General features: G+C 63.3%; 12 protein-coding genes. 6 read left to right on the forward strand and 6 right to left on the reverse strand.

The genetic code is table 11. From position 1 onward, the window contains the following. Window positions 1-40: 40 nt before the first annotated feature. Entirely contained in the window at window positions 41-3,592 is a 3,552-nt protein-coding gene (locus tag AABB87_RS15075; RefSeq protein WP_341972002.1) for an indolepyruvate ferredoxin oxidoreductase family protein, read from the reverse strand. A 212-nt stretch (window positions 3,593-3,804) separates the two neighbouring features. On the opposite strand from AABB87_RS15075, the gene AABB87_RS15080 reads away from it, so the two are divergent. After that, window positions 3,805-4,356, forward strand: a complete 552-nt coding sequence (locus AABB87_RS15080) for an Lrp/AsnC family transcriptional regulator (protein WP_445944877.1) — start codon at window positions 3,805-3,807, stop codon at window positions 4,354-4,356. A gap of 12 nt (window positions 4,357-4,368) precedes the next feature. Here the strand turns inward: AABB87_RS15080 and AABB87_RS15085 are convergent, their stop codons facing one another. The 4 genes from AABB87_RS15085 to AABB87_RS15100 are packed head-to-tail and all read right to left on the reverse strand — an operon-like array spanning window position 4,369 to window position 9,303. Next, complete coding sequence (locus AABB87_RS15085) at window positions 4,369-4,800, reverse strand: hypothetical protein (RefSeq protein ID WP_341972004.1); 432 nt, start codon at window positions 4,798-4,800, stop codon at window positions 4,369-4,371. A 53-nt stretch (window positions 4,801-4,853) separates the two neighbouring features. Further along, on the reverse strand, window positions 4,854-6,002 hold the full coding sequence (locus AABB87_RS15090; RefSeq protein WP_341972005.1) for a hypothetical protein: 1,149 nt from the start codon (window positions 6,000-6,002) through the stop codon (window positions 4,854-4,856). A 3-nt stretch (window positions 6,003-6,005) separates the two neighbouring features. Continuing rightward, entirely contained in the window at window positions 6,006-7,841 is a 1,836-nt protein-coding gene (locus AABB87_RS15095; protein WP_341972006.1) for a hypothetical protein, read from the reverse strand. Window positions 7,842-7,854: 13 nt separating this feature from the next. After that, on the reverse strand, window positions 7,855-9,303 hold the full coding sequence (locus AABB87_RS15100; protein ID WP_341972007.1) for a phospholipase D-like domain-containing protein: 1,449 nt from the start codon (window positions 9,301-9,303) through the stop codon (window positions 7,855-7,857). A 524-nt stretch (window positions 9,304-9,827) separates the two neighbouring features. On the opposite strand from AABB87_RS15100, the gene AABB87_RS15105 reads away from it, so the two are divergent. The 4 genes from AABB87_RS15105 to AABB87_RS15120 all read left to right on the forward strand — a co-directional run bounded on the left by AABB87_RS15105 (window position 9,828) and on the right by AABB87_RS15120 (window position 14,050). Further along, window positions 9,828-10,952: a glycosyltransferase family 4 protein gene (locus tag AABB87_RS15105; protein ID WP_341972008.1), complete on the forward strand. Its 1,125-nt coding sequence runs from the start codon at window positions 9,828-9,830 to the stop codon at window positions 10,950-10,952. Window positions 10,953-10,982: 30 nt separating this feature from the next. After that, window positions 10,983-12,194: a glycosyltransferase gene (locus AABB87_RS15110; protein ID WP_341972009.1), complete on the forward strand. Its 1,212-nt coding sequence runs from the start codon at window positions 10,983-10,985 to the stop codon at window positions 12,192-12,194. 140 nt (window positions 12,195-12,334) lie between these two features. Continuing rightward, the gene (locus AABB87_RS15115; protein ID WP_341972010.1) at window positions 12,335-13,036 is read left to right on the forward strand and encodes a substrate-binding periplasmic protein; all 702 of its coding nucleotides are present in this window, start codon (window positions 12,335-12,337) and stop codon (window positions 13,034-13,036) included. Between the two features lie 72 nt (window positions 13,037-13,108). Further along, on the forward strand, window positions 13,109-14,050 hold the full coding sequence (locus AABB87_RS15120; protein WP_341972011.1) for a hypothetical protein: 942 nt from the start codon (window positions 13,109-13,111) through the stop codon (window positions 14,048-14,050). 62 nt (window positions 14,051-14,112) lie between these two features. Here the strand turns inward: AABB87_RS15120 and AABB87_RS15125 are convergent, their stop codons facing one another. Next, complete coding sequence (locus AABB87_RS15125; protein WP_341972012.1) at window positions 14,113-14,736, reverse strand: response regulator; 624 nt, start codon at window positions 14,734-14,736, stop codon at window positions 14,113-14,115. A gap of 200 nt (window positions 14,737-14,936) precedes the next feature. On the opposite strand from AABB87_RS15125, the gene AABB87_RS15130 reads away from it, so the two are divergent. Continuing rightward, window positions 14,937-15,881, forward strand: a complete 945-nt coding sequence (locus tag AABB87_RS15130) for a Na/Pi cotransporter family protein (protein WP_341972013.1) — start codon at window positions 14,937-14,939, stop codon at window positions 15,879-15,881. Window positions 15,882-15,905: the final 24 nt, after the last annotated feature.

Here is a 15,905-nt window from a genome sequence, read left to right on the forward strand (position 1 = left end):
GCTGCTGCGGTGCCGCCGGGGCAGCCGCCCCGGCTCTGCTTCAAGCCTGCCACTGCCCCATCAAGCTCGCCCACTTGGCGCGAGCCGCCTTGAGGTGGCGCTCCTTCACATGCCCATAACCGCGAATTTCCTCGGGGATGCGGGCGATGTCCACGGCCAGCTTGAGGCGCTCGGCCGTCAGGCCCTTGGCCAGGATGGCTTCGATGCTGGCGCGGTACTCATTGATCAAGGCGCGCTCGGTCTTGCGCTCTTCGGTGTGGCCGAAGATGTCGAAAGCCGTGCCGCGCAAGCCCTTGAGCTTGGCCAGCAGGCCAAAGGCCGGGCGGATCCAGGCGCCCATCTGCTGTTTGACCAGCTCGCCCTTCTCGTTCTTCTTGGCCAGCAGCGGCGGCGCGAGGTGATGGATGATTTTGTAGTCGCCCTCGAACTGCGCGGCCACCTTGTCGGTGAAGCGCTTGTCGGTGTGCAGGCGGGCGACTTCGTACTCGTCCTTGTAGGCCATCAGCTTGAACAGATAGCGCGCCACGGCCTCGCTCAGCTGGCTGCCGCCCAGCGGCTTCTCGGCGGCTTGCACCTTGTCGACCAGTGCCTTGTAGGCGGCGGCATAGGCGGCGTTCTGGTAGTCGGTCAGGAAGGCGACGCGCTTGCTCACCAGCTCTTCGACGCCCGGGCGCTTGACGATGTTGATGACTTGCGTGGCCACAAACAAGGCCTGCACGGCGGCCAGATCATGGGCGCAGCGGCGGCCCCATTCAAAGGCGATCTTGTTGTTGTCGATCTGCACATTGTTGAGCTCGATGGCGCGCATCAGTGCGGCATAGCTCAACGGAATGCGGCCCTGCTGCCAGGCATAGCCCAGCATCAGCGGGTTGGTGTAGAGCGAATCGCCCACCAGCTTGACGGCCACTTCCTCGGCATCAAACATGCCCAGATGGCTTTGGCCTACGGCGGCCAGCACAGCGCTTTCGCAAGCGGCGCCGGGGAATGACCAGTTGGCGTCATTGACCAAATTGGCCGTTGGCGAGCCGTGGGTGTTCAGCGCCACATAGGTGTGCCCCTCGCGCATCACGGCCAGGGTGGCCTTGTTGGCGGCAACGATGGAGTCGCAGGCGATCACCAGCTTGGCCTCGGCCGTGCCGACCTTGGTGCAGTGCAGGTCTTCGGCCTTGTTGGCGATTTGGATATGGCTCCAGGTGCTGCCACCCTTTTGCGCCAGACCGGCCGCGTCCTGCGTGATCACGCCCTTGCCTTCGAGGTGCGCAGCCATGCCCAGCAATTGGCCGATGGTGATGACGCCGGTGCCGCCCACGCCGCCCACCACAATGCCCCAGGCCTTCTCGGCATTTGGCACAACGGGTTGAGGAATGGCGCCGAGCTTGGCGCTGTCGAAGGGGCTGAGTTTCTTGTCCTTCTTGGGCTTCTTGAGCTCGCCACCTTCCACGGTGACGAAGCTGGGGCAGAAGCCTTTGACGCAGCTGTAGTCCTTGTTGCAGCTGTTCTGGTTGATCTGACGCTTGCGGCCGAATTCGGTGTCGACCGGCTCGATCGACAGGCAGTTCGATTGCACCGAGCAGTCGCCGCAGCCTTCACACACCAGCTCGTTGATGACCACGCGCTTGGCCGGGTCCACCAGCTTGCCCCGCTTGCGGCGGCGGCGCTTTTCGGTGGCGCAGACTTGGTCGTAAATGATGACGCTGGTGCCGGGGATCTCGCGGAACTGGCGCTGCACGGCGTCAAGCTCATCGCGGTGATGCACGCTCACACCAGCCAGCAGGGACACGCCTTGGTACTTCTGCGGCTCGTCCGTCACGATGCAGAGCTTGCTCACACCTTCGGCCGTCACGCTTTGCATGATTTGCAGCACGGTGTGGCCTTCGGCGCGCTCACCGACTTGCTGGCCGCCCGTCATGGCGACGGCGTCGTTGTAGAGAATCTTGTAGGTGATGTTGACGCCGGCGGCGATGCTCTGGCGGATTGCCAGCAGGCCGCTGTGGAAGTAGGTGCCGTCGCCCAGATTGGCGAAGATGTGCTTCTCGTTCGTGAAGGCCGACTGGCCCACCCATGGCACGCCCTCACCACCCATTTGCGTAAAGGTGGCGGTGTTGCGGCCGGGCATCCAGCTGACCATGTAGTGGCAGCCGATGCCGGCTACGGCGCGCGAGCCCTCGGGCACGCGGGTGGAGGTGTTGTGCGGGCAGCCGCTGCAGAACCAGGGCGTGCGGTCGGCGCCGCCGGCGGTCTTTTCCTCGGCCTTGAGGGCGTTTTCCTTGGCGTCGATGATGGCCACGCGGGCATCCAGGCGCGCCATCACATCGGCATCCACGCCCAGCTTCTTCAGGCGCTTGGCGATGGCGCGGGCGATGATGGCCGGCGTCAGGTCGGCTTGCGGGCGCAGCAGCCAGTTGCTGCTCGGGTTGGGCAGGCTCCACTCGCCGCCTTCGCCTTCATGGTCGTCGAACTTGCCCAGCACATGCGGGCGCACATCGCTGCGCCAGTTGTACAGCTCTTCCTTGAGCTGGTATTCGATCATCTGGCGCTTTTCTTCGATCACCAAAATTTCTTGCAGGCCTTCGGCGAAGTCGCGCGTGATGGTGGCTTCCAGCGGCCACACCACATTGACCTTGTGCAGGCGGATGCCCAGACGGCGGCAGGTGTCGTCATCCAGGCCCAGGTCATGCAGGGCCTGGCGGGTGTCGTTATAAGCCTTGCCGCTGGCGATCAGGCCAAAGCGGTCTTGCTTGGTTTCGATGACGTTGTAGTTCAGCTTGTTGGCGCGGATATAGGCCAAGGCGGCATACCACTTGTAGTCCATCAAGCGCTTTTCCTGCTCCAGCGGCGCGTCGGGCCAGCGGATGTGCAGTCCGCCCTCGGGCATCTGGAAGTCCTCCGGCATGATGATCTTGACGCGGTCCGGATCGACGCTGATGGACGAAGAGCTTTCGACGATTTCCTGAATCGTCTTCAGGCCCGACCACAGGCCCGAGAAGCGGCTCATCGCAAACGCGTGCAAGCCCATGTCCAGAATGTCTTGCACGCTGGTGGGGAAGAACACCGGGAAGCCCACGGCCTTGAACACGTGGTCGCTCTGGTGCGCGGCGGTGGAACTCTTGGCGATGTGGTCATCACCCGCCACCGCGATCACGCCACCATGCTTGGCGGTGCCGGCCATATTGGCGTGCTTGAACACGTCGATGCAGCGGTCCACGCCCGGGCCCTTGCCGTACCAGATGCCGAACACGCCGTCGAACTTGTTCTTCTCGGGGAAGAGGTCGAGCTGCTGTGTGCCCCACACCGCGGTGGCACCCAGTTCTTCATTGACGCCGGGCTGGAACACGATGTTCTGCTTGGCCAGATGCTTCTTCGCAGCCTGCAGCGCTTGGTCATAAGTACCCAGCGGCGAGCCGCGGTAGCCGCTGATGAAGCCGCCGGTGTTCAGGCCCACCATCGCGTCGCGAGTGCGTTGCAGCATTGGCAGGCGCACCAGGGCTTGCACCCCGCTCATGAAGGCTCGGCCGCTGTCCAGCGCGTATTTATCGTCCAGCGTGACGGTCTCTAGCGCACGCAAGATATGGTCGGGCAGGGGTGCATTCATGATGTGGCTTTAGGCTCCAGGGGTGGTGTGGCTGGCGCAGCTTCGAGGGCGCTGACCGCTTGTGGCGGCGCACCTTGGCTGGCGCGGTTCTCGGCTTTTTACCGGGTACGGGAGTGTATGAAAAGCCCGGCCTGCTGTGCTTGCTTTTTGGCGCTCCAGATTCGCAGTTCGCGCAATAATCATGCTGAGAACTGCGGAAGGCCTTGCGAATGATTTCGAAAAATCAAACTTCAGTAAAAACCCTTGAGTCGCAGGAAGGGGTGCCGGCCGGTGCGCCCGGTGCGTCCTCGGGCCTGGATCGCTACGACATCGCCATCCTGCAAGCCCTGCAGCGCGACGCGCGTTTGTCGAATGCCGAGCTGGCCACCCGCATCGGCCTGTCGGCGGCGCCGACCTGGCGGCGCGTCAAGTGGCTGGAGGAGCAGGGCTTCATCACCGGCTATCGGGCCGAGATCGATAGACGCAAGGTTGGTCTAGGCGTGCTGGCCTTTGTACGGGTGGATGCCGACCGCAATAACGGCGCCTCCACCAAGGTGCTGGAAGAGGCGCTGCGCCAGCTGCCCGAGGTGATCAGCTGCCACTACATCTCAGGCACCGGCACCTTCGAGCTGCAGGTGATGGCCACCGACTTGGACGCGTTTTCCCGCTTCACTATCGACACCTTGCTGCACCTGCCCAATGTGAAGGACGTGCACACCCGCTTTTCTCTGGGCGAGGTGAAGGCGGCCGGGGTGACGCCGCTGGGGCATTTGGGCGCGGCCTAGCGCGGCTGCGGCTCACTTGCTGGGGCTGCCGGTTACGTCGATCTTGAGTTGGTAGTTGCTGTGCTCATTGCGCCGCGCGGCATTGCGCATCAGATAGACCCGCACGCTGTACTCGCCCGCCTCGGTGCTGTCCAGCTTGAACTCATTGCCGGCGCTTGAGCCGATATGAATGGCCTCGCCCTGTGAGCCGGGTGGCAAGACATTGAAATAGGTCGAGGGATTGCTGGGCTTAAAGCTGACGGTCAAGACCTGCCCTGCGCCCGTGCGCAGCTTGTAGTCAATGGTTTGGTCCCCTTTGATGCTGGCCTTGATGGTGCTGCCGGAGCTGCCCTTCTTGAACTGAACCTGCTTGACCTGAATGCCGGGTTCGGCGGCCACAGTGATTGGCGGGGCGACTCCAACGGCCGCAGCGAGGAGGGCAGAAAAACAGATGCGCATCTTCATGGTCAGTCACCTTGAATGGATAAAGAGTGAGTTGTGGGCGCAGCAGCGCGGCCTCAGGCGCCGCTGCCCAAGGTCCATTTGACCAAGGCGCGGAACAGAGCTTCGCGCGGATAGCCGCGCTCGCTGGTGCTGGCCCGCACCCAGACGCTGGGGTGACGTTCGCGCGGCAGGGCAATGTCCCAGTGGTCGGCGCGGGCTTCGGCTAGTAGGCTGCTGCCGGGCAGGATGGCGTCCCGGCTGAGCAACTGCCCATCATTGCGCGGGTCGATATTGCTGAGCGCGCTATTGAAGGGGCGCAGCGAAATGCCCACTTCATGCGGCGGCACAAAGCCCAGCACCGAGTGGTAGCACAGGCTGCGGGGTGGCGGGTGCGCGGCCAGCCAGGCCACGCTCTCGCGCTGCGTCACACTGCTGACCTCCTGGCCGTCCGAGGCCGTGCAGCCAAAAGCATTGATGCGCGTGGACAGGCTTTCAAACAGGTCTTCAAAGTGGTCGGCCAAACGGGTGCCCATGACCACGCCGGCCACCGCCACCAGATCGCTCACGGCCGCGGGCAGGCCCTCAGCTTCGGCCTGCAGCAGCGCCAGTGCGCGCAAGGTGTCTGGCACGCCTTTGGAGTAGGCAATCAGCACAATGCGCTGCACGCCGGGGCGCGCGGCTTCTTGGCGAATGGCCGCCGCCACGCGCTTGGCATTGGCGGCGCTGGACTCGCGCCCGGGCAGGCTCAGCGCTTGAACCTGGGCCAAGCCCAAATCGGCATATTGGCGATAAGCCTCGCTGCGGCTGAGCGTGCGCTCGCGCAAAACGCCGTCACCAAAAGGCACGGACTGTTCTTCAAAACAGTCGGAGAACAAACCGGGCACCAGCAAGACCGAGGTGCCGGGCGCTTGGGCCTGAAAGCGTTGCTCCAGCGCGGCCAGTCTTTGCTTGGAGGCCGCCAGGCTAGCCGGCGGCGGCGCGGGCTCAAGCCCATGCAACCAGGCTTGAATCGGTTGTGGCTTGGGGCCGGGGTGGGCCAGCAGCTCTTGCGCAAACAGGGCGCCAAAGTCTTGCCGCTCGTCTTGGATGCCGGCGGCGGCCAGGGGCAGATTGACGATGGGCCAGGGGCTCATCACCGCCGGCGGGGCGACCCAGCTGGCGCAGGCGCTGAGCAGCAGGGCAAGTGTTGGCGGGCAAATTCGCAGCAGCAGCGGTGTTCTCACGATTCAGTCCATGCCCACACTGGCTTCGGTCAGAAAAAAGCGCTCGGCGCGGCGCTTGGCTTCACTGCGATTCTCATTGCGCGTTTCTTCGGTGGCATCAAAGTCGAGCTTGGCGGCTTGCACGGCGCGGCAAGTCATATAGGCCCTGGCGCGCGGCTCGGTCAAGTCGTCCAGATGGGCGCCGAGCAGATCCACCAGTTTGGCCTTGCGCCTGAATAAATCGACTTGCTCGGCATAGTCCTTGGGCTGCTCGGCCCGCAGCTTCTCTACGCATTCATCAAAGCTGGCGCCCTTGCACCAGCGGGGGAATTCGGCGCGAATCAAAGTGCGTGTGTCGGCATCGACAAATTGTTTGACCTGCATGATGGCGTCCAGCATCGCGTCTTGGTAAGCGTGGGCGTGTTCGTAGAGCGTGGCGTCACAGCCCTCACAGTCCGGGCCGAAGCGTTTGAGCAGCCAGCCCACCAGACTGCCGCGCGACTCTCGCTGTTTGCGCACCAGCTCGCCGTCCACCGCGCGAATCGCGTCCACCGGCACATTCAGCGAGCCGCAGGTTTGGCCCTCCCAGGCGGCCATCAGCTCGTCATCGCTTTCCACCGGGTCTTCGCCATGCGGCATCAGCTCGCCGCGCACCAGGATGCGCTTGGCTGCCTCGTCGTAGGCAAAGCTGATGCGGCGGTAGGCCACCGGCCAATCGGACAGTGAGCTGACGTTGAGCTCCAGCACCGGGCGGATGTCGAGCTCCCGGTGGGCGGCCCAGAAGCCGCGGTGGGTGTGGGCCGACAAGTAGACCAAGGGGTGGTCGACTCGTGACATCAGGCTGCGCAGCAGCAAGCGCGAAGGCAGGCCGAGCGCGCGCCAGTTGTGGTGGCCAGCAAAGATCACCAAGTCCCCTTTTTTCTTGGCTTCGGTGACCCAGTGCGTCAGGGCGCGCACCTGGTCCAGATTGACGTGGCCGATGCTGCCGGGGCTGCGGCCCATCAAAGTGTCCCAGCTGCTGACCAGGGGGCCGGCTTGGTTGGTGTCCAGCCCAATGACGATCACGTTGCGTGTGGCGCCAGGGGCCCGTGGTAGCTGAATGCGCTGGGCCAGGAAGGAATCGGCATAGGCATAGCCGTCCAGCACATGGGCCTCAATGCCGCTGAGGAAGGCCTCGGCATTGGGGTTGCGCCAGCTGACGCGGTGCGAGCCTCGGGCCGGAGGGAGTTGGATGCCGGGCTGCGAGGGCACGGCCGCCTGGCCCTCCAGATACATCTGAATGAAGTCGCGTTTGCTGAAGGCCTCGTTTTGGCCTTTGTTGGCCTTCTCTTCCAAGCTTGCGCCGCGCCGGCAGGCCTGGTTCCACTTCTGCGCATCGCGGTTGAGGATGTCGTCCATGATGCTGTAGCCGTAGATGCCAAACATCAGCCCATCGTGATTGCCGGGCAGGATGGCGCCGGCTCGGCCCGCCGCGTTGAAGACCCGGCTCATGCGCTGCGCTTCGGAGCGGCAGGACAGGTCCAGCACATCGCCCAGATGTAGAAAGTTCTCGTTGGGGTGGGCCTGAAGCGCCCACTCCATGATGCGGCGCCCAAACAGCGGCTGTTCGGGCGGGCGCTGGGCCACTTCCACATAAGCGTCCACCGCGCTGTCGTTGTCGTAAAGCGGCCAGCCCGTGGGCTCATGCTCCTGCGTATCCCCCAGGGCCACGATGGGCGTGGTCAGCACTTGGTAATTGCCGCTGCCGGGCACTTGGGCATCGGGGCCGGGCTGGGGTGAAAAGCTGACGCAGGCGCTCAGCGCGGCGGCCATGAGGCCGGTAACAGCCCAAGAGCAGCAGCGCAAGATCGTGTGGCACATGTCAGCGGCGCCTTCAGTAATAGCTGGACGGCATCAGCTTGAAGAACCAGCTCTGCAGGCGCTGCCAGTGGCTGCGTGCGGGGGCTTGTTTCAGCACTTGCTGCTCGCCATGCCAGACGACGGTTTGCGCGGCATTGAATGCCAGCCGCCAGCTGTTGGCGCTGCTCATATCGCGCTCCATGCGCTGCGCCAGGGTGGCGGCCAGGGCGGGGCTGTCGATGATCACGCCCATCTCGGAGTTGATGACTTCGGAGCGCGGGTCCAGATTCATCGAGCCGATGAAGCTGCGCGCGCGGTCGATCACCATGGCCTTGGTGTGCAGCCCGGCAAAGCCCGAGCGCACGGGCGCGGTATCGACCCAGTCGGTTTTGATCGCGGGGTCAGGTCTTAACTCGTGCAGCTCGGCGCCGGTCTTCAGAATCGGCGCGCGCCAGTCTTCGTAGTGCGCGTTGACGGCCGGCACATCGTGCGAGGCCAGCGAATTGGTCAGGATGCGCACGCGCACGCCGCGCGTCTGCAAGTCCGCCAGGTCTTGCATGAAGTTGGCATCCGGGATGATGTAGGCATTGGTGATCAGCACTTCCCTCTGTGCCGAGCGCATCAAGGCCCGGAAGGCCTCGGGCGTATGGTTGCGAACGCCTTCGGCCCGCGAGGGCGAGTCGGTGTGCACCACGCTGCGTCCCGGCGCCAGGGAGGCGCTCAGCAGCTGCTGCTCAGCCGTCCAGCTGTGCCGCCCGGCCAGCAGGTCTTGCATGCCGGGGTGGGCGGCAGCGGCCTCGGGCAACTCAATGGCGGCGGCGGTGATGCGGCCTCGGCTGCGCGCGGCGCTGCTGCTTGGAATCGGCCGCACCCAGTCGCTGTTCCAGTAGCGATCGAAGACGGCGCTGGCCTGGCGAGCGACCGGGCCAACGCCCATCACGTCGAGATCATGGAAGTTGAATTCGCTGTTCAGACCGAAATACTCATCACCGATATTGCGCCCGCCGATGATGGCCACGCGGTTGTCCACCACCATTTGCTTGTTGTGCATGCGGCGGTTGATGCGGCTGAAATCGCGCGTGCCTTCGGCAATCCGGCCAATCCAGTCGCGGCTCTGCCAGGCGTTGAAGGTGCGGACTTGAATATTCGGGTGCGAGTCAATATAGGCCAGCATCTCGTCCCTCAACTCCGGCGCCGTCATATGGCGCAGCATGGTGCTCAAGTCATCGAAGAGCAGGCGTACCTTCACGCCCCGCTCGGCCGCGGCGATCACCCGCGCCATCAGCAACTGACCGCTGGCGTCGCCAAACCAGACGTAGTACTGCAAGTCCAGGCTGTGCTTGGCCTGGTCGATCAGGGCCAGGCGCCACTTCAGGCCTTCCGAGTTCTTTTCCAGCAAGCGGAATCCGGAGGCGTCGCTGCCGTGCAGCGCGGCCACTTGGCTTTCGGTCTGCGCCCAGACGCCGGAGTCCTGCGGCGCCATCGCGTAGGCGGGGGGCAGCTTGGGGGGAGGTGGTGCCGTCCCGGCGCAGGCCGCTAAGAACAGGGTGAGCAGGAGGCCAGACAGCCGAATCCCGAGGCGCTGCCATCGCGGCGGGGTCGACAAGGCACTCATGCAGGCTGGCTCATGAAAGTCTGAAGTGTTGGCTGCTGACTCTGAGCTGGCATTTGACAGCAGAAACAAGCCAGGGCCTTGCCGGCTGAAATAGGGGCTTACGCTGATGGGCGCGTAGCTGCAGCAAGTGGCGCCGGCGCCTGGACGCTAACGCGCCATTGTTGCGTGTTGATGTCGGCGTGGCGGCATGGCTGGCGCGTCAAATCGACGCAGCGATGCTTGCCGCGGGCGCGCGGAATGACTCGGGCTTCAGGCAGAATAAATCGGCGCTGACCCAAATTTTTCCGCCCCTATGCTTTGTGGCGGTTCGCAGCTTGCGAAGGGTCTAACCTGCAATTGAACATAACTCGCTGAAGTACACCTCGCTGCAAAAGAAAAGCTGGCCCAACACAATGCAAAAAAAAGTACGCGTGCTGCACCTGCTGTATGCCTTGGGAGTGGGCGGTGCCGAGCGCCGAGTGCTGCGGCTGGGCCTTGGGCTGGATGCCGACCGGTATGACATCCATGCCCTGAGCTTGCGACCTGTGGTGGGGGCAACGCTGCCTTGGCCGCCTGAGCGCCATACCTATTTCCCCATTCCCTCCGGCCTCCATCGTGACCGTCTGCTGGGTCTGGCCCGCTTCATGCGCGAGGGGCAATTCGATGTGGTGCACACCCATAACTGGGCCACCATGTTTTACGGCGTGCTGGCGGCCAAGCTGGCGCGGGTGCCGGTGGTGCTGCACGGTGAGCATGGCCGCAATGAGCAAGACCGCGCCGGGATCCCGCTGCGCCGCGAAATTGCGGCGGCCACGCTGGCCCGCCTGGCGACCCGTGTGGTGGCCGTCAATGAGTCGATTGCGGCAGACGTGCAGGGGCGCTGGAAATTGCCCTCAAGCCGCATCGTCTGTGTGCCCAATGGCGTTGATCTCGGCCGCTTCAAGCCGCGCAGCGAGCGCGGCCCTGACACCGGTCGCGATGCTGACGAATTCGTCATCGGCACGATTGCCCGCTTTGATGCCATCAAGAATCTGCCTTGCTTGATTCGTGCTTTTGGGCGCCTGGTGCAGGCTCAGCCGCAACTCAAGGTGCGATTGGTTCTGGTCGGCGCTGGGCCTGAACTGGAGGCGCTCTCGCAACTGGCTCGCCAGGGTGCTGCGGCCAGCAAGATCGATTTCGTGGGGGAGACCGCGACGCCCGAGCAGTGGTATCCCAGGTTCGATCTGTTCGCCAACACCTCGCATTCGGAGGGTATGAGCAATTCGGTGCTGGAGGCCATGGCCTGCGGCGTGCCGATTGTGGCCTCCGCGATCGCCGGCAACCTCTGCTGGCTGCACGAAGGCAGCAACGCGCTGTTTTTCCCCTCAGACGACGACGCGGCCTTGGCGGCGCATTTGCAAAGGTTCGCGACGGAGCCAGGGCTCGCCCAGCGCATGGGCGCAGAAAATCTACGCCGCGTCCATGCCGAGTATGACAACAGCATGTTCCTGCAGCGCTATGACGCGCTCTACCAAAAACTTCTGAAAACAGCGGGATAAGCCGGTGCTATGAGAGTTCTGTTCCTTACCATGTGGTATCCAAATGCAGAAAATCCTGTGTCTGGAACGTTTGTGCACGAACAAGCGGAGGCGCTGCGCCAACAAGGTGTTGAGGTGCGAATCATGCAGCCGATTCCCCTGGCGCCATTCCCTCTGCCATTGATCAAAAAATCGTATCGGGCCTTGGCCGCCTTGCCCGATGAAGAGCAATATGCCGGGCATCCGGTCTACCATCCGCGCTATCTGACCCTGCCCGCGCATAGTCTCTACGAACGGGTTGGCGACTGGATGTTCCGCGGCATTCGCGCGCAGATCGCGGCGCTTTACAAGGAATGGCCGTTTGATGTCATTCATGCCCACGCCACTTACCCTTGTGGCTATGCGGCGAATCGCTGCCGTGATGAGTTGTTCCCGCAAGTCAAGGTGCTGCACACCATTCACCGCACCTGCATCATTGACGCGCCCAGCTACAACCAGGCCTGTTTTGAGAAGGTAGCGCAGAGTTTGGAGGGCGCGGATGCCAATGTCTTTGTCAGCCGGGAAGGGCTGCAGCTTGGCCTTGAGTACACCCAGGGCCGCATCGCCGACTTCAGTCAATACATCACCAACGGCGTCAACACCGACAATTTCTCGCTGAATGAAGCGGAGTTGCAGGAAGTGGCGGCCCTCAAGGCCGCGCACGCCGACACATGGAATATGGTGTTTGTGGGCTACCTCAAAGAGGTCAAGGGCATCAAGGAATTGCTGGATGCAACCAAGAATCTGGTGGCCGGCGGGCGACGCAATCTGCGTGTCTTCTTGGTGGGGGGGAACCACCTGGGCTCCTACATCGACAACTACCTGGCCGAGCACGGACTGCAAAACGTGGTGATCCGGGTCGGCGCGGTGCCGCACCAGAAGGTCAAAATCTGGATGCGCTTCGCCAGCGCCTTCATCTTGCCCTCGCACTCCGAAGGCACGCCGACCGTGCTGTTTGAGTCCTTGTTTGTCGGCGCCCCCAGCATATTCACCAAGGTCGGCGGGGTCGGCGATGTGGTCAGCGATGGCCAAGAGGCACTATTGATTCCGCCGCGTTCGGTGCCTGCGATTGAAGAAGCCGTCGCGCGCCTGATGGACAGCCCCGCGCTGTGTGCGCAACTGGCCGCGCGCGGGCATGAGTTGATCCGCAGCCAATACACCTGGGACATCAATGCGCGTGCGCTGGCTGGCTGCTATCAAGCCTTGTTGAAAGTGAATCACTAGAGCTGCTCCCCTGCAGGATCAGCTGTGATAGTCTTTTCCTCAGCTGCCCGTCGTGGGTAGGAGGGATTGGCATGGGGAGAGGGTGCAGATCTTTTCGCTTGGTGCCGCCGTCTTTGGCGGCGCTGGCCGTAGCTTTCCTCTTGTTTGCAGCGCCGCTGCGGGCCGCCGAAGTCAGCATGGCTTTCGGCGAGAAGATTCCGCCGTTCTGCTTTCCCTCTAGCAACTCCGGTATTGAGCTTGAGGTGATGCGCGAGGCGCTGGCCTTTAAGGGGCACCAGCTCAAGCCCCGTTACTTTCCATTTGCGCGGATTCCGGTGGCCTTTCGCGACGGCACGGTGGATGCGGCCATGACGGATCTGGGGCAGGACATGAGCGCCGCAGGCGCTCAATACGGCGAGCCGGCCGTGATGTATGACAACGTCTTCATCAGCCTGAGCCGGCGCCAGCTCAAGATCCTCAAGCCGGCCGATCTGAATGGTTTGAGCGTGGTGTCTTTCGTCGGCGCCATCAAGCGCTACCCGGAGTGGCTGGAGCCGGTGCGGCGCGCCGGCCGCTATGTGGAAATCAATGACCAATCGGCCCAGGTCAAGACCTTGATGCTGGGGCGCTACGACGTGGTGCTCAGCGACCGCAATATTTTCAAGTACTTCGCCCTGCAGCTCAAGCGAGAGGGCGTCGCGCTCCAGCCCGTCGACGAGACGCCTTTCGTCAAGCTCAATCCGCAGGACTACCGCCCGCTCTTTCGCGACCCGCAAGTGCGTGATGATTTCAACCAGGGCTTGAAGCAGCTCAAGGAGTCGGGGCGTTTGCAGGCCATTTACGACAAATACTTGAAGGAATAGGGCGGGCCGGGATTGCTTGGGCCAGCCAGCTTGAGGCGCCCGCGTAGCGCCAAGTTGAGGCAAACTTCAGCTATGTTCAAGTCAGCCGTTCACGCGGTCTTGGTGCCCAAGCGGCTGCTATCCGTGCTGCTGCCGCTGCTAATTTTTCTGCTGCAAATGCTGGCCGGTGCTTGGGTAGCGCGGGCCGAGACTGCGCCGCTGCTGATCCGCCATGCCCTGGGCCAGGAGCAGCAGGCCAAAGTCATCACCTACGAACAAGCGGTGCTGCGTTTGCTGCTGGACAAAACCGTCCCTAGCCACGGCCCCTACCAACTTCAGCCCAGCGCGGTGGTCTCGCAAAGCCGCGCCTTCTTGCAGTTGGCTAGCGGGGAGCTAGATGTGGTGAGCTCGATGAGCACAACGGCCCGCGAGAGCCAGGGCATTCCGATGCGGGTCTGTCTTTACCGCGGGCTTTTGGGCGTGCGCCTGCCCATCAGCCTGAGCAGCCGCAGCGAGCGCTTTGAAAGTGTCAGCAGCTTGGCGCAGGCCCAGGCCTTCAAGCTCGCCCAAGTGGCCGATTGGCCGGATACCCAAATCCTTCATGCCAATGGCTGGCATGTCGAACGCATCCCTCGGCTGAGCACTTTTCCGGAGATGCTCAAGCGCGAACGCATCGATTTGTTTGCGCTGGGGGCCATCGAGGTCTTTCCCATCGTTGATGCCGTGCCGGAGTTGACCGTGCTGACGCAGTGGCTGATCGCCTACCCTTCCGCCTATTACTTCTTCGTCAATCCGAAAAGGCCGGAGCTGGCGCAGCGCCTGCGTCAGGGTTGGGAACTGGTCTTGGCCGACGGCAGCTTCGCCGCCTTGTTTGAGCAATGGGTCGGCCCGCAACTGGCCCGCGCCAAACTGGCCGAGCGGCGCTGGCTGGTGCTGCGCAACCCTGAGCTGCCGCTGGCAACCCCGGTGCAGGACAGTCGGCTCTGGCACCCCTTGGTGCGCAGCCGCCTGTTGCGCCTGGCGGGCGATCACTGAGCGCCTCTGGCGCCTTGCGCAGGCCTTAGTCGCTTACGGCCTTGCTCGGGCGCAGCCCCGACTCACAGGCGCTGCAGCTTGGTGGCCGGGATCAAGGCCGGCCCACCCTTGAGTTGCACCAGCAACTCGCCCTGGCTGACCACCACACAGCTCACCGTATCGGTCATGCTGCCGTGCTTCACCCTGTCGCCCGCTTTCAGGCTGGGGATGACGGGCATGGCAATGGGCAAGCGCATCGGTGCGCCCGGGTTGGCGGCGCGCATGACGCTGCTCAGTCGCTGATGCAACTCCGGGCGCTCTTTGGCCAAGGCTGCCAGGGCCTGGGTCATGGTGGTTTTGAGTTCGGCGGCGGTGAAGGGCTTGCGCAACAAAAAGCGTGAACCGGCGGCGTGCGCCTGCTGCTCTTGTTCGGGCCCGACTTCAAAGCTCAGGAGCGCCAAGCGGCAACCGGGGTTGTCGAGTTTGAGGCGCTGATGCAGGCCGATACCGGTCAAGCCGCTTTTCGGGAACCAGTCGGTGATTAAAAAGTCGGGCTTGAATGCTTGCCCCATCGCCAGCGCGGCTTCGGGTTCACTGGCGCAACGGATGCTGTCCGGCGCCATGCCAAAGCCTTCAAGCAGTTGGCGGGCGAAGGTTTGTACGCCGGTCAAACCATCAACAACAAGGAAACGAAGATCGGCACTCATGGATGGGCGGGGGGGCCAGAGAGGGGTCGCAGCAACAGCGGAGGCTGCATGGTAGCGGTTTGCCACGCGGCTTGCCGCCAGCTGCGGCGCAAAGCCGGCCCTAGCGTGATTGGTTTGCGCAAAGCGGAGGTTCTGTCAGCCTTGGGGCAACTGAACTGACGCGGCAGTGCGTGCAAGCCCCCGCCCTTTAGACTTTGCGCATGAGCAGCTTTCACTCACTCGTCGCACTTGTTGCCGCCATCGTCTTGTTCATCTACGGCTTGCAGGGCTTCAGCAGCGAATTGCAACTCGTGGGAGGGAAGTCCTTGCGGGTCTGGCTGGCGCGAATTACCCAAAGCCGGTGGAAAGGCTTTGCCGTCGGCGCGCTGGCCACAGCGGCGGTGCAGTCCAGCAGTGCCATCACGGCCTTGACCGCGGCCTTGGTGGATGCCTCTGCACTCTCCTTCCGGGCCAGCCTGGGTGTCTTGCTGGGCTCGAATGTCGGCACCACGGCAACGGCCTGGCTGGTCTCGCTCAAGCTCACCGGCATAGGCCCGGCATTCATTGTCCTGGGGGCGCTGTTTACAGCGCTGCCCAAGCGCTTCAGCATGGCGGGCAAGTCGGTGTTCTATTTCGGTCTGATCTTCTTTGCGCTGGATCTCATTTCCGCGGAGCTGAAGCCTCTGCAGCAAGAGCCGCTGTTCATCGAGTGGTTGGCTCTGGCGCAAACGCCCTGGTTGGGGTTGGTGACGGGGCTGGTCTTCACCGCGCTGGTGCAGTCAAGCAGTGTGACCAGCGGCGTGGCGATTTTGTTGGCGCAACAAGGCGTGTTGCCTGCGGAGGCGGCCATCCCGATCGTGGTGGGAGCCAATGTGGGCTCGACCTCAACGGCCTTGTTGGCCAGCGTGGGCATGAGCGCGACGGCGCGCGCCACAGCCATCGCGAATGGCTTATTCAATGCCGCCGGGGCGCTGGCTTTTTTCCCTTTTCTGACGCCCTTTTCTCAGCTGATGGTCACGCTGGCTGGGGACCCGGGCTTGGCGGTCGCTTTGGCGCATCTGGTCTTCAATTTGACGGTCAGCCTGGCTTTCTTGCTGTCGCTGGACTGGGTCGAGCCGCAGTTGCGGCGCCTCTTGTTCAAAGGGGCTGCAGGTCATGCCGTCTGAACCCATGCATGCCTTGGGTTTGGC

The organism is Roseateles sp. PN1 (assembly GCF_038419725.1).
In the GTDB taxonomy this organism is placed as follows: domain Bacteria; phylum Pseudomonadota; class Gammaproteobacteria; order Burkholderiales; family Burkholderiaceae_C; genus Paucibacter_A.

Excerpts from the sequence above, each read along its gene's own strand:
- AABB87_RS15075 (WP_341972002.1), bottom strand. The coding sequence starts at position 3,592 with ATGAATGCACCCCTGCCCGACCATATCTTGCGTGCGCTAGAGACCGTC.
- AABB87_RS15085 (WP_341972004.1), bottom strand. The coding sequence starts at position 4,800 with ATGAAGATGCGCATCTGTTTTTCTGCCCTCCTCGCTGCGGCCGTTGGA.
- AABB87_RS15095 (WP_341972006.1), bottom strand. The coding sequence starts at position 7,841 with ATGTGCCACACGATCTTGCGCTGCTGCTCTTGGGCTGTTACCGGCCTC.
- AABB87_RS15100 (WP_341972007.1), bottom strand. The coding sequence starts at position 9,303 with ATGGCGCCGCAGGACTCCGGCGTCTGGGCGCAGACCGAAAGCCAAGTG.
- AABB87_RS15105 (WP_341972008.1), top strand. The coding sequence starts at position 9,828 with ATGCAAAAAAAAGTACGCGTGCTGCACCTGCTGTATGCCTTGGGAGTG.
- AABB87_RS15110 (WP_341972009.1), top strand. The coding sequence starts at position 10,983 with ATGTGGTATCCAAATGCAGAAAATCCTGTGTCTGGAACGTTTGTGCAC.
- AABB87_RS15120 (WP_341972011.1), top strand. The coding sequence starts at position 13,109 with ATGTTCAAGTCAGCCGTTCACGCGGTCTTGGTGCCCAAGCGGCTGCTA.
- AABB87_RS15125 (WP_341972012.1), bottom strand. The coding sequence starts at position 14,736 with ATGAGTGCCGATCTTCGTTTCCTTGTTGTTGATGGTTTGACCGGCGTA.
- AABB87_RS15130 (WP_341972013.1), top strand. The coding sequence starts at position 14,937 with ATGAGCAGCTTTCACTCACTCGTCGCACTTGTTGCCGCCATCGTCTTG.